This is a genomic window from Paenibacillus sp. 8b26 (genome assembly GCF_050626875.1).
In the GTDB taxonomy this organism is placed as follows: Bacteria; Bacillota; Bacilli; order Paenibacillales; family Paenibacillaceae; genus Paenibacillus.
In genome coordinates, this window is sequence record NZ_CP192445.1 from 712,346 (window position 1) to 724,948 (window position 12,603).

14 protein-coding genes and 1 pseudogene are annotated in these 12,603 nt (G+C 49.3%); 1 reads left to right on the forward strand and 14 read right to left on the reverse strand.

Annotation, left to right across the window (positions count from 1 at the left end; genetic code table 11):
• Positions 1 to 140: 140 nt before the first annotated feature.
• Complete coding sequence (locus ACQ4MX_RS02885) at positions 141 to 470, forward strand: hypothetical protein (RefSeq protein ID WP_431089258.1); 330 nt, start codon at positions 141 to 143, stop codon at positions 468 to 470.
• Between the two features lie 10 nt (positions 471 to 480).
• On the opposite strand, the gene ACQ4MX_RS02890 is transcribed toward ACQ4MX_RS02885, so the two are convergent.
• The 14 genes and pseudogenes from ACQ4MX_RS02890 to ACQ4MX_RS02955 all read right to left on the reverse strand — a co-directional run bounded on the left by ACQ4MX_RS02890 (position 481) and on the right by ACQ4MX_RS02955 (position 12,553).
• Entirely contained in the window at positions 481 to 1,404 is a 924-nt protein-coding gene (locus tag ACQ4MX_RS02890; protein WP_431089259.1) for an NAD(P)/FAD-dependent oxidoreductase, read from the reverse strand.
• Between the two features lie 262 nt (positions 1,405 to 1,666).
• Positions 1,667 to 2,269: a nitroreductase family protein gene (locus ACQ4MX_RS02895; RefSeq protein ID WP_134909962.1), complete on the reverse strand. Its 603-nt coding sequence runs from the start codon at positions 2,267 to 2,269 to the stop codon at positions 1,667 to 1,669.
• 105 nt (positions 2,270 to 2,374) lie between these two features.
• A complete protein-coding gene (locus ACQ4MX_RS02900; RefSeq protein ID WP_431089260.1) occupies positions 2,375 to 2,656 on the reverse strand; it encodes a hypothetical protein in 282 nt (93 codons plus the stop codon).
• A 133-nt stretch (positions 2,657 to 2,789) separates the two neighbouring features.
• A complete protein-coding gene (locus ACQ4MX_RS02905; protein WP_134909965.1) occupies positions 2,790 to 3,113 on the reverse strand; it encodes a (2Fe-2S) ferredoxin domain-containing protein in 324 nt (107 codons plus the stop codon).
• Positions 3,114 to 3,142: 29 nt separating this feature from the next.
• Positions 3,143 to 3,646 (reverse strand): metallophosphoesterase family protein, encoded by a 504-nt coding sequence (locus ACQ4MX_RS02910; protein ID WP_431089261.1) that lies wholly within the window; start codon positions 3,644 to 3,646, stop codon positions 3,143 to 3,145.
• A 23-nt stretch (positions 3,647 to 3,669) separates the two neighbouring features.
• Entirely contained in the window at positions 3,670 to 4,104 is a 435-nt protein-coding gene (locus tag ACQ4MX_RS02915; RefSeq protein WP_431089264.1) for an Rrf2 family transcriptional regulator, read from the reverse strand.
• Positions 4,105 to 4,204: 100 nt separating this feature from the next.
• Positions 4,205 to 4,582: a DivIVA domain-containing protein gene (locus tag ACQ4MX_RS02920; RefSeq protein WP_431089265.1), complete on the reverse strand. Its 378-nt coding sequence runs from the start codon at positions 4,580 to 4,582 to the stop codon at positions 4,205 to 4,207.
• 289 nt (positions 4,583 to 4,871) lie between these two features.
• Positions 4,872 to 5,876, reverse strand: coding sequence for a Gfo/Idh/MocA family protein (locus ACQ4MX_RS02925; RefSeq protein ID WP_431091242.1), 1,005 nt, complete (start codon positions 5,874 to 5,876; stop codon positions 4,872 to 4,874).
• 19 nt (positions 5,877 to 5,895) lie between these two features.
• Complete coding sequence (locus ACQ4MX_RS02930) at positions 5,896 to 6,258, reverse strand: helix-turn-helix transcriptional regulator (protein ID WP_014281229.1); 363 nt, start codon at positions 6,256 to 6,258, stop codon at positions 5,896 to 5,898.
• Positions 6,259 to 6,508: 250 nt separating this feature from the next.
• Positions 6,509 to 7,148 (reverse strand): annotated as a pseudogene (locus ACQ4MX_RS02935) (CatB-related O-acetyltransferase).
• Positions 7,149 to 7,315: 167 nt separating this feature from the next.
• Positions 7,316 to 8,488 (reverse strand): acyltransferase, encoded by a 1,173-nt coding sequence (locus ACQ4MX_RS02940; protein WP_431089266.1) that lies wholly within the window; start codon positions 8,486 to 8,488, stop codon positions 7,316 to 7,318.
• A 151-nt stretch (positions 8,489 to 8,639) separates the two neighbouring features.
• Positions 8,640 to 9,224, reverse strand: a complete 585-nt coding sequence (locus ACQ4MX_RS02945; RefSeq protein ID WP_134909975.1) for a general stress protein — start codon at positions 9,222 to 9,224, stop codon at positions 8,640 to 8,642.
• 288 nt (positions 9,225 to 9,512) lie between these two features.
• Positions 9,513 to 12,047, reverse strand: coding sequence for an ATP-dependent helicase HrpB (hrpB, locus tag ACQ4MX_RS02950; RefSeq protein WP_431089268.1), 2,535 nt, complete (start codon positions 12,045 to 12,047; stop codon positions 9,513 to 9,515).
• A gap of 131 nt (positions 12,048 to 12,178) precedes the next feature.
• Positions 12,179 to 12,553 carry a DnaJ family domain-containing protein gene (locus ACQ4MX_RS02955; RefSeq protein ID WP_431089270.1) on the reverse strand — a complete coding sequence of 125 codons (375 nt, stop codon included), beginning with the start codon at positions 12,551 to 12,553 and terminating at the stop codon, positions 12,179 to 12,181.
• Positions 12,554 to 12,603 lie beyond the last annotated feature (50 nt).

Genomic DNA, 12,603 nt, shown 5'->3' on the forward strand with positions numbered 1-12,603 from the left:
CGCTAACAGGAGATCGTCATACACGGTCTCCTGTTATTGTGTTACCCTTTAGGAATCGTAATACAGGCTATAATGTGAAAGTAATGGTACGCCTACCAGCAGATCATAATTTCGGAGCGAACCAAGAAAGGATGAGACCGATGGCATTTGGCATTACCCGGCAGGAGCTTTCAGCCTGGAAAAGAAAGGTCAGTAGCGGTGAGATTGCTTTTCTGACGCATTACTGGCTGGATGATCGCTTTCCAGGTATTACAACCGTAACAAAGGTGGGGTGTTCCAATTTGGAAAAGCTGCGTTTATGGTGCAGTAATAATGGATTGAACCCCCAATATATTCACCAGCGTCAGCCCTATCCCCATTTTGACCTGATCGGCAACAAACAAACGGAAATTTTGCACAAGTACGGCATGAGCGAGCAATTGGAACGCTTCGGCCTTCATCTTCACACGGGCACACGTCCACCATTTTAAACCGCAGCTCCTAGATCTGCGGTTCTTTTGTTTTCATACCTGATAATACTTTGTGTATCCAAATCGCTGACATCGCTCCTTCTCCCATCGCGACAGTCGCTTGCTCGGCATGGGCCCCCAAATCTCCGGCTACCCATACATTTTCTACATTTGTCATTTTGCTGCGGGGGTGAGTTTCAATATGCTTGTTATCCAGCAAATGCACGCCCAACTGCTCCGCCAGCTCTGAATGGACATGGTTGCCTCCAAAGGCCACAAAGCCCCGCTCCGCCACAACAACCTCTCCATTAGCCAGTCGGACTCCTTCAAAATGTCCCGGTTCCGCGGTCATGATTCTGGAAATGGATTCTTCCCTGTATCCAATTCCTTTCTCGCACAGCTTCACCATCAGCTCGTCCGGCACCTCTGAACGCTCATGGTTCACATAAACTAGGTTGTCAGTACGCGCTGATAATATCAGAGCCATAGAAGCTCCGGCTTTTCCCGCCCCCATCACGACCGTACTGCGATCCTGAACCTCGTATCCGTCACAGTCCGGGCAGATATACACACTATTGCCCAAGCAGGCCAGAAGCCCGTCCAGCTTTGGCAAGCGATCGGTCAGCCCCGTTGCCAGCAGCAGCGTCTTTGAGGAATACACCTTCCCCTCTTCCAATTGGATGTCAAAAAGCTCATCTTTTTTGGTCGCTTTTACCGCCTTACCTTGAACAAATTCAGTGCCTAGCTTCGTGGCCTCACTACGTCCAAGCCGTCGCAGCTCTTCACCTGAAATCCCGTCAGGAAAGCCCAAAATATTATGATACTGATGGCACAACGTGGATCGACCATAGCCCGAATCTATCACCAGAACCCGATGGCTACTGTATCTTCCCAATTGAATAGCTGCTTGCAGCCCGGCAATCCCTCCGCCAACAATAATGCAATCGAATGTCATATGTTTTATCCTCCCTCATCCATACTTACCCATCCCAAACAAGCGCGTAAAGCAGCAATAACACCTATGTAACCCACTCATGCAAATTCAAACGTAGCATCACCCGCTTACGCCTGAATTAACCCCTGAACCATCCCGTTCACAAAAAAAGAAAAAAGCATATCCAGAAGCGCACTCCTTAAAAATGGAATGACAAAAAGCACTGTGGATATCCACAGTGCTCTGTTCAGGGCAAACCTGAATCGTCGTTGCATTGTCTGGCTTATTTAAAAGTTTTTACGCGTTCTTCAACAGGTTGGAATTCTTTTTCGCCTGGTTGGAATGTGGGTTTACCGAATGGCAATTCAGCAATCAGTTTCCAATGCTCAGGAATGTTCCATTCATTTTTCACTTTTTCGTCGATCAAAGGATTGTAATGCTGAAGGGATGCGCCCAGTCCTTCCTGCTCCAAAGCTGTCCATACAACCAATTGCAGCATTCCGTTGGATTGGTTAGACCAGATTGGGAAGTTGTCCGCATAAGCTTCAAATTGTTGTTGCAATCCAGCCACTACATTGTTGTCTTCAAAGAACAATACAGTACCGTAGCCGCTACGGAAGCCGTTCATTTTCTCAGCAGTAGATTTAAATTGCTCTTCATTGCCTACAACTTCGCGCAATATATCTTCTGTAATATTCCACAGTTTGTCGTGATGCTCTCCGAGCAGTACAACTGCACGTGAAGTTTGGGAGTTGAAAGAGGTAGGTGTATATTTAACAGCTTCCTCTACAATCTCTTGAATCCGTTGGTCGGAAATTACTTGTTCTTTGCTAATACCGTAATAGGAGCGTCTTTCTTTCAGAGCTGTGAAGAAATCTTTAGCCATTTTTGTTACCTCCTGAGAAAAATTAATTACTTTTCGTAACTAAATATATATTGTATTTGTCTTAAAGTCAAGAGATTTCTTTTTAAATATTACCAGTTCCTTGATTCATGATGGGCCGCCATTGTATTTTTTCTCACTGGAAGAGGTATGCTTAGTGACATCCTTATCTTTTTCCTCCTGATGTTCCATCTTCAAATCCTCTACGGGAATGGCGTCTACCGTCTGTTCACTTTCAAATCGGTCGAACAAGCTCTCCTGCTCCGTCGGATACTGCTCAGCGTGATCCCGATTTACGGGTGGTTCCTGATCGTCATGCGCCGTTTGTCCTTTCCCCGCTTGTCCCTTCTTCTCATCCTGATGGTGCAGGTCATCGTCAAATGAGGTCATTTCGCTTCCCTCCCTGTCGGATTGGTGTCCACAGTATACTTTTACCTTCCAGGTCAGGGATTAAACGCAAAAAAGAAAATCTCCGCAAAGATTTTCTCTACTCACGTCTTGTTTATAGTTTGTTGTTGAATTATTATGAACTGGATTCCCCTGTACACTCATGAAAAAGATGTGGTTTCAGCTTCTCTCCTGCAACAAGCTTCTGCACCAGTTCTGTGCCCGCAGCAGGCGTCATCTGACCATACCAGTCCCCTTGAGGGTATACAATCACAACCGCAGCATCGTGACAACGGCCATTACAACGAGTTCTGGTCGTATGAATATAAGCTTCTGCGTTTTGTTCACGGATTTCATCCCGAATTGCTTGTGTAACTTCTTCACCTTCATGTCGCATACACGTGCCTCCATTACAGATCAACACATGATGCTTCATCGGTTCCAATTCAAAAATAGCCATAGCTTCCCCTTTAATCAACGGTTGTTGGTTTATTCATGCTTATCTGGATAAAGAACAAGCTGTGCTTCCATCTGCCCGGCTTCAATCGTCAGCACGATAAATGAATATTCGTCCTCGCCGCGCTTGTCTGTCGGAGATCCGGGATTGAGGACAAGCAGGGCGTCCAACTTTCTGACAACCGGAATATGCGAATGTCCGTAAATCAGGCAATCCAGTGTTTCTCCCTTAAACGTATTCAGCGCGATATTCTCTGTCGAGCCGCGCCAGCCGTGACCGTGAACCATACCGATCCGTTTGCCCTCGACTTCAACGATTCTTTGATAGCCCAGACGCTCTACGATGTCTACTCCATCATTGTTTCCGGCAATCCCTTGCACAGGTGCAAATTCGGATAGCCTTTCATATACGAACCAGTCCGTCCAGTCTCCGGCATGGAGAATGAGGTCACTGCCTTTGAGCTCCTGTACAAGCCGACCAGGAAGCGCTTTGCCTCGGTGCGGCATATGAGTATCTGAAAGTACGATGATTTTCATTGCAATTCTCCTTACCGGCGTCTTTACACGGATGAACTCTGCTGCCCAACCCGCTGCTGAAGCGCCTGCTCCAGATCCCGCAGCGTTACTGTCTCGAAAAACGCCTGTATTTTCTGCTCTGCCACGGTATATAATCCGTCCAGCAAAGCGTCGATGTTCTTGCCTACCTCGCAATTATGATTGCTGTCACTATGGATAGCGAACAGCGGGCCGTCGTCTCTGGTCGCTTCATATATCATTTTAAGATTAATATTGGAACTGGACATGCTCAGACGAAAGCCGCGTGCTCCTGGTGAGGAATCAACCAGACCGGCTTGCTTGAGTCGGCTCATGATCCTTCTCACAACCACCGGATTCGTATTGATACTGGAAGCGACAAGTGTCGAAGTCATCCGCTCCGGCGCTCCTTCAGCCAGAAGAAGCAGACAATGGATACTAACGGAAAAATGGGTACTCATGTTAACCACCTTTATATGTGTGCCTCATTAAATGTTTGTGTACATATGCATAGTTCCATCATACCACAATGAGAGGCACCGACACAGCGCTTACTGCGCCTTACTCCGGAAAATAGTCATTTTCAGGGCGTACTCGCACCTTTAGCTGGCGGACGCTATACTCCAGTTGCTTAACGATGTCCTCCAGTTGGCGTCGGTCAAGTGCGTTAAAATCGGCGGCAGGCTTGGGTGCGTTTTTCAAATCACGTATGGTTGCCTGCTGCTCCTGCCACTTGTCCATCAGGTCGGCTATATTCGCATAGAAGCGTTCATAATCCTTTATCACTTCATCCAGAAAGGCGTCCACCTCGTCCGGATCATAGCCGCGCATTTTATTTTTAAACTGTTTTTCATGAATGGAGAGCGCGTCCAGTTGAATCCCCAGTTGCTTAAACAACTGCTTTTGCTTATCCAGACGACGCTTCATATGTTCATCCATCGGTTATTCCCTCCTTAACACACTATTCTTTTTATATCACATTCTAGGCTGGGAATAAAAGTCTCTGCTGATTGCCTCCCCCGATGAACGGGTATAAAAGAGCATACACACAGTATGTACAGATTCATTCAGACCACGAAGGGGAGCTATGGAGCAGGTCATAACTCATATGTAATCGTTGAAGACTTCACACTTCTCTGTATGTCTATGTATCCATTTCATCTAAAAAAGCAGCTTGTCCCTGTGACAGGCTGCTTTTTTATGCTTTCTGAGGACTCGTTTATCCGGTTTATCCGATTTCTACCCGTTTCCGGCTGCGTGCTGACTCGATACAAGCGTCGATCACCTTCATATTGCTTACCGCATCTTCGGGTTCATATGGCAACCGAGCACCATCTAGCACCGCTTTGGCAAAAGCATCTGCTTGCAGCTCAAAGGAATTGTAACCTTTAAGTCGTTCCTCGCGTGTAACCGAACCGACATGGACGAAAATTTGCGGGACGACAGATGATCTTTCCCAACCAAACATTTTGGGCATCGCAATCGTGCCTTTACTCCCCAGTACCTCCATATTGGAACGGTTCGCTGCCCACATGCCGCAATCGAAGGTAAGGTTCACCCCGCCAGGAAACTCCAGCAAGCCGGATGCCATCATATCAACGTTGTCGTGCTCAGGCGAATACAAGGCATGCACCGTCACGGCCTCAGGCTCCCGATCCAAATACATGCGGGCTGCCGAAATCGGGTATACGCCCACATCGTATAAGGAGCCGCCGCCCATGCTTTTATTGAAACGCACATTATCTGCCTGATCGGTATTGTTGAATGTAAATGTGCAGTGCATGCCGCGAATGTCACCGATTTCTCCGCTATTGATAATTTCCTTAATACGCCGATGTTTTGGATGATAGCGATACATGAAGGCTTCTGCGAAGATGACTCCTGCGCTTTTACATGCTTCAATCATGCGGCTTGTCCCGGCTGAGCTAAGAGAGGATGGTTTTTCGCACAAAACGTGCTTCCCCGCTTCCGCGGCCCGGATCGTCCACTCTTCATGCAGGTGGTTCGGCAACGGGATGTACACCGCCCCGATTTCGGGATCAGCCAACAATTCCTCGTAGCTTCCATAGCTTTTCGGAATATCGAACTCCTGGGCGGCCTCAGCGGCTTTATCCGCATTGCGACTAGCAATTCCAAGTACTTCTCCGCGCTCGGATTGCTGAATCGCCGGAATTACAGCTATTTTGGCAATCTCGGCAGTGCCTAAAATTCCCCATTTCAGCTTTCTACCCATCATTCTCATCCTTTCGTGGTCAGGAATAGTTGTCTTGCTCCGCTTTGTGCAGCATACCTAAGCAACGGTCCAAATCGGTTTTGACCTGCTTCTTGTACAGTCGCGCTTTCTCCTCCCCATCATCTGTAAAATGATAGAGTACAATTTCCTGAAAATCTACGCGGGGATCTGTTCCTTTTAACCGTTTGGTACGGTAAAAAACGCCCTCCTGCACCAGTTCGTGCAGCGCCCGATAGACCTCACTCTGAGGCGGAACATATCCAAAGCCACTAAACTCATCCTTCATCGATTCGAGCATCTGATATCCATAACCGCGATGCTTCTCCACCATTGTGATCAGATAAATTTTGATAAAAGCCCGCTGGGATATCATAAACGCCATTTCACGGCCTCCTCTTCACACCATTCTCTTATATCTTACCTTCCATTATAAACCACTCAGCGCCCATACACTAATGATAGGTGGGATTTTCAATCTCTCCCTTGTGACCTGTTTGAAGTTAGGTGGAGATATAAAATGAAGCGTTGTGAGATAGTCGGCGAAGTGGCGGTCGGTGATTCTGTCTTTTTCTATTATGAATTTTTCATATACTGAAATAATATAATAAAAACTAAAAAAATAGAGTTACAGATTACGAAGACTTACTTAATTTCTTTAAGGCATCCGTATCGTTACTTGTCAAAACGGGAATACATTCTGTTATTTTTTTGGATATTCCAGTTCCACCATTCTAGTGTTTTGAGTAGTTCAATAGTTTCCTCGTCAAACCGATAACGAATTAATTTTGCCGGGTTTCCTCCTACAATAGAATAAGGCAAGACATCTTTAGTCACCACGGCATTTGATGCAATGATCGCTCCATCTCCTATATGAACTCCAGGCATAATGGTAGCATTGTAACCTATCCAAACATCGTTCCCAACCACGGTATCCCCTTTGAAACCTCCACTTAAATTGGGTAAACCAACTGCCCACTCTCCACCAAACGCTCCAAAAGGAAAAGTAGTAAACGCATTTGTATTGTGATTTGCGCCATTCATAATAAATTTGGCCTGGGTTGCAATTGCGCAAAACTTACCGATCTTTAGTTTGTCCCCTATAAAATCAAAATGGTAAAGGACGTTTTTTTCAAAATCCAGAGGATGATGTTGGTCGTCATAATAGGTATAATCCCCAATTTCGATATGTGGATTAACCACTACATTTTTCAAAAAACACAGACTTCTAATATTTTTCATCGGGAAAACGCTTCCTGGATCTGGACCACTCATGTAGCACCCCCCCTACAATGTTATAGATTCACCTTAAATGAAAAGACACGTCCAAGTCTAACAGTATGCATAGCATTAAACAAATGGAGAAAATAAAAGTATCCCTCGGCCTTGTTACATGGGCTTCGGGATACTTTTTGTGAACATATGTGATTGGGATTACCAAATCAGGCTTGCTTATGCAAGGCTGGCGTGCCTCCGGCCGGGCGGGGACGAACTCGAAGCCCGACTATCCATTTTCCCAGAGGCAAACGTGCCAGTAGCCATGTGCCAGCAATGGAAAAGGCCATACAGAGAACGAACGAAGCCAGCGTACGAAGAACGTGGCTCCAGTCTGCAAACAACGTTTCGTCAAAATAGTACGTCACACGCAGCATAAAGGCGTGCATCAGATACGCTCCATAAGACAAGGTTCCGATGGCAGTCAGCAACCCCGCCGCACGTCCGCCCTTATGAGCAATCCACGTCGCTACACGATAAGCCACAAAAATAGACGTGACACAATATACAGCCATGACCGGACGCAGCAGAGACAAGTAGTTAAAGGAAAAAACCGTGCCTCTCGGCGTCTGAAACAGACCAATCATCTCATACAGCAAGTAGCCTGTAATCACAATAAATAGCGGCCAATATACGATCTGCGCCTTGGTTACCCAAGCATTCCAGCGCTTGACGTTCATCCCGGCTGCTGCCCCTAACACAAAATAAAAGAAAAAATAAATCACATTCCGATCAGCGTAAATTGTGAACCAGGAAGTAACCACCGGAAGCTGGAGCCCATCCATCAATCGGTACATCGGCCCCACCGCGAACATGAGCATGATGTACAGCACGCCGACTCCAGCCAATGCAGCGGGTCGCCATGCTGACGGCAATAACGCTGACAAACGGCGGACAGCATAACGAAACACTGGAAATAGCACATAACACTGGATAATCATAACGATATACCACAGATGATAGCTGCTTTTCCCGTTCAATAGCTTCTGGAAAAAATCTAGCGGGTGAAGATGCCCTCCGCTTTGAACAAGCTGATTTCCCAATTCGTATAAAAGAGACCATATGATATAAGGCACGATGATGTCCATGAACCTTTTACGTAAAAACGTTCCATACTTTAAGGGTCCATCATAATTGTAAAATAACACCATTCCGGTGATAAACACAAACACGGGAACCGCAAATTTGGAACACAGCAGTAAAAGTGTCATCAAAACTCCGTCCTGGATGCGCGCCCCCTGCGCAACCGCAAAATGTGCAACGGAATGCTGAAGAACAACGGCGGCAAAAGCCAACCCTCTCAACAAAGCGACTTCGGAAATTCTCTCTTTTTGACTCATGTCACTCTCCTGTTATGTCTAGAAATATATAAGTCTATTATAGCGACAATTCTGTAAAAATATATAGAAGGAGAAACGTGCCAATGCAAGCAAGCAAAAGCAGCAGCCTTCCCTTTCGGGGAGACTGCTGCTGTAAGCGTAAGCTATAAAGTTACAGGTTTCTTCTGGTATCTGTGTACGCATCTGTCCGGGTATCCGCTACCGTATCATCATACGTTCTGTAACGATCCGCATTCAGAGAACGGTTGGTGCGGAAAATATCATACACATCCCTGTGATGATCAGCGGAATCCACCAGCACTAAAATCTTGCCCTGATCGACGTAGGTCTCGTATTGACGCGCATCATCTTCCGGAATGCCCAGCCCGACCAGTCCACCGACCAAGCCACCTGCTCCCGCTCCGACAGCCGCTCCGGTAAGGGTAGCCGCGATAGGTCCAGCCGCGAGAATAGGTCCGATGCCCGGAATAGCCAAAGCCCCGATGCCTGCCAGCAAGCCAGCTACCCCGCCTACAACGCCGCCTGTAGCCGCGCCTGTCGCCACACCCTCCGGTGCTTTGGTGCCTGTCTCTTCACTAATCGTCCTCAGCTCGTCACGGTCACGTGTGATGACAGAAATTTCACTGCTTGGAATGCCTCTGCTTTGCAATTGTCCAATCGCACGAGATGCTTCTTGCTCTGTATCAAAAACACCGACAATTTTCTTTTCGTTATAATCGTTTACGTTATTAGCCATGGTAGTTACCTCCCAATATTTTGGTGTTGAGTGGTTCGTCCTTTATTACCCCGCTATTCTGACGTTTAAACGATTTTACGAAAATTCAAAAACCGATCACCTTCAAATTTTAACCATTCTATAAGCTATACTGGAAAGTTACATATGGAGCCACTACGCAGTCAGATGGTGCTTCCCATCGCTGTTATCCCCGGATTTCCTGAATGAACGTTACTACACCATTCAGCCTACTCCATTTTTATGTGAATTTTTCGAGTTCAGTGTTGATTTGGACAAAACAGCTGCTGTTTAACGCTTTGGCTTTGCTCTGTTGGTCGCCACGGCTTCCAACGGATCATCCGGCCAATAATGCTTGGGATATCTGCCCTTTAGATCCTTTTTGACCTCAAAATAAGCCTCGCTCCAGAAGCTGGACAAGTCGGAAGTCACTTGTACAGGTCGCTGTGCAGGTGACAGCAAATGCAGTACGATCGGCACGCGTCCGCGTCCAATACGCGGCGTATCTCGCATACCGAACAGCTCTTGTAGCCGCACTGCCAGCGCGGGCGCCTCGGGATTCGAATAATCGACAGGAATACGGGAGCTGCTGGGCACACGGATATGCGTCGGCGCTTCCTGCTCAAGCTGCTGCCGCTGTTCCCAATCCAGTCGGCTCAGCAGCAAGGCGGCACCGTCCAGCCGTTGCAGATCGGATACATTTTTGGCTCCAAGGGCAAAAGGCAGCAGCCACGAGTCCAGTGAATCCAGCAGCGCTGGCTCGGTGCTGTCTGGCCAATCCTCAGGTGCCGAAAAGTGCATAAAAATCAAACGTGCCTGCAACTGGAGGGTTTGCCGATTCCAGGACAGCAGCTTTAGACCGATTTCACGGATACCCTGCATCAAGGCGGCAGCGATTTCCTCTGTCGGAGGACGCTCATAGGACGTTTCCTTTAAAACGAGCGAGCCCAATTGTAATACCTTACGGGCCCTTACTGCTGACGCTGAGCTGTCCCAGTATACGTTCGCTTTCTCCAGCAGCAATTCGCTGCAATGCTCGATCAGCTCTTGCAGTTCAATCGGGGCCGCCAACTGAATGGCACCGTCTGCTCCCTCGTCGTCCACTTCGGCGGCGACGAGATAGGACGAACGCGACATCCACTCCACCTGTCGGAGTCGCGCCCCCCGGCCGCCGCTAAGCAGAAAGCGGCCATCCCCCCGGCCCTGCGCGATCCGGTCCGGATACGCAAAGGCCAGCAGCAGCCCGCAGGCCCCGGAGCCGTCAGGCTCGTCCTGCCCTGCGGCTGCTTTCGGCAGCGTGGCTAATAGCTGCCGACTCTCCTGCACGATACGGCGAATCACCGTATCGTCTGCCGTCCGCAACAGGCTGTGCGTGCTGCGGGCGTGAGCCGCCTCGTGCAGGGCGTCCAGCCGCGGGCGTAAATCCGTTCCGCCATGGGCGCGGAACGGATCCCGCTCTTGCAGCAGCGCAGCGAGGCGGCTGGCGGTCGGCGCCAAGCCGAGGGCGGCCGCGCGCAGCAGCATGTGCCCGAGGCGCGGATGCGCGCCCAGGGCGGACACCTCGCGCCCGTGCGCGGTAATGCCGCCTGCCGTGCCATCGGCTGCGGCATCCAGGCAGCCGAGCTGGCGCAGCAGGCCCGTGGCCTGGCGGTACGCCGCCTCAGGCGGGGCATCCAGCCAGGCCAGCTCGGCTGGCTCGCGGACGCCCCAGGCGGCCAGCTCCAGCGCGAGCGGGGCCAGATCCGCCGCCACGATTTCCGGGCGGCTGGCATCGGGGAGCGCGGCGTGTTCCTGCGCACTCCACAGCCGATAGCACACGCCCGGCTGAAGGCGGCCCGCCCGGCCGCGCCGCTGATCGGCGGAGGCTTTGGACACCTTAACGGTGGTCAAACGGCTCATGCCGGTTCGCGCGGAGAAAACGGATTCCCGCGAAAGCCCGCTGTCTATCACTACCGTAATCCCGGCTATCGTCAAGCTGGACTCGGCAATCGAGGTTGCCAATACGACCTTACGGCTACCCAAAGTCGACGGTCGTATCGCCTCATCCTGCTGCTCCAGCTTCATACTACCGTACAGCGGAATTACTTTGACGTGTGCAGGCAAATTCCTTGAAGCCAGCTCACGTTCCGTTCTATGAATTTCTCTGGCTCCCGGGAGAAATACCAGCAGATCGCCTTCATGAGCATGAAGGGCCTTGTCTACCGTCTCTGCCGTAAAGGATTCTAATGTGCCCGATGAAGGCTTGGACATATGAAACGTCTCTACCGGAAATACCGTACCCGGACATTCCAGCAATGAAGCGTCCCCCAATAGACGGCATACAGGCTCAGCCTCCAGTGTCGCGGACATGATCAATATTTTTAAATCAGGCCGCAGCAATGCCTGACTTTGCAGCGCAAGCGCCAAGCCCAAATCTGCATGCAGGCTACGTTCATGAAATTCATCAAAAATGATCAGGCCGATCCCCTCCAACGCCTGATCATTTTGCAGCATCCGGGTCAGCACGCCCTCCGTAACCACTTCAATCCGCGTATTCGGCCCTACTTTTGTATCCATGCGAACCCGGTAGCCCACCGTCTGCCCGGTTTGTTCTCCCAGCGCCTTCGCCATTTGCGCCGCTGCTGCACGTGCCGCCAAGCGCCTTGGCTCCAGCATCAATATTTTTTGCCCCGCCAGCCACGGCTCGTGCAACAGTTCCAGCGGCGTAACCGTCGTCTTGCCCGCGCCCGGCTGTGCAATCAATACGGCAGCCGAATGGGATTGCAGCGCATTTTTAAGCTCGGGAATAATTTGAATGATAGGCAGTTGTTTATCTGTATCTGTCAATGAAATCTCTCCAATGATACGCGGATGCGTAGAATCTAAGTGTTGTTTCTATATGAGCAACGAATTTACTTCATTACTGTGAATTTTTCACTACCTGTAATTATTATGGTTTGAATGACGAAGCTCCGCTTCTATTCCTCCAACCGCTTACGCACAGCTGGCTCATATTCATAAAATACCGACGAAGCGTTCAGCCCTCTTTCCTCCAGCACCATACGAAGACGAAGCGATTTTTCAGTCAGCTTGCGACTAATGCGCTGTTGCTCTCCCGCCTCACGACAAGCATGGAGCAAATCGCGTAGCTGGACGCACTCCTTTTGCAATTGAAGCTCCTCCGGTAAAATGCCCGCATTTTTCAGTAGCCTGTACGACATACGCAGCTCCTCTGGCACATGTGATAAATCCTCAATAACCAGCGGCTTGCCTGCTCCTGCCAGATTATCAAACTCGCCTTTCGCCATGGCTTCGGTAATTTTTTGCTCGGCCATTCTGGAGAACATTCCCATAGATCAACTCAACTCCGTATAAGCATATGTACAACCATATTGGATCATAA

Coding starts and splice junctions, on each gene's coding strand:
- ACQ4MX_RS02885 (WP_431089258.1), top strand. CDS start 141: ATGGCATTTGGCATTACCCGGCAGGAGCTTTCAGCCTGGAAAAGAAAG.
- ACQ4MX_RS02890 (WP_431089259.1), bottom strand. CDS start 1,404: ATGACATTCGATTGCATTATTGTTGGCGGAGGGATTGCCGGGCTGCAA.
- ACQ4MX_RS02895 (WP_134909962.1), bottom strand. CDS start 2,269: ATGGCTAAAGATTTCTTCACAGCTCTGAAAGAAAGACGCTCCTATTAC.
- ACQ4MX_RS02900 (WP_431089260.1), bottom strand. CDS start 2,656: ATGACCTCATTTGACGATGACCTGCACCATCAGGATGAGAAGAAGGGA.
- ACQ4MX_RS02905 (WP_134909965.1), bottom strand. CDS start 3,113: ATGGCTATTTTTGAATTGGAACCGATGAAGCATCATGTGTTGATCTGT.
- ACQ4MX_RS02910 (WP_431089261.1), bottom strand. CDS start 3,646: ATGAAAATCATCGTACTTTCAGATACTCATATGCCGCACCGAGGCAAA.
- ACQ4MX_RS02915 (WP_431089264.1), bottom strand. CDS start 4,104: ATGAGTACCCATTTTTCCGTTAGTATCCATTGTCTGCTTCTTCTGGCT.
- ACQ4MX_RS02920 (WP_431089265.1), bottom strand. CDS start 4,582: ATGGATGAACATATGAAGCGTCGTCTGGATAAGCAAAAGCAGTTGTTT.
- ACQ4MX_RS02925 (WP_431091242.1), bottom strand. CDS start 5,876: ATGGGTAGAAAGCTGAAATGGGGAATTTTAGGCACTGCCGAGATTGCC.
- ACQ4MX_RS02930 (WP_014281229.1), bottom strand. CDS start 6,258: ATGGCGTTTATGATATCCCAGCGGGCTTTTATCAAAATTTATCTGATC.
- ACQ4MX_RS02940 (WP_431089266.1), bottom strand. CDS start 8,488: ATGAGTCAAAAAGAGAGAATTTCCGAAGTCGCTTTGTTGAGAGGGTTG.
- ACQ4MX_RS02945 (WP_134909975.1), bottom strand. CDS start 9,224: ATGGCTAATAACGTAAACGATTATAACGAAAAGAAAATTGTCGGTGTT.
- ACQ4MX_RS02955 (WP_431089270.1), bottom strand. CDS start 12,553: ATGGGAATGTTCTCCAGAATGGCCGAGCAAAAAATTACCGAAGCCATG.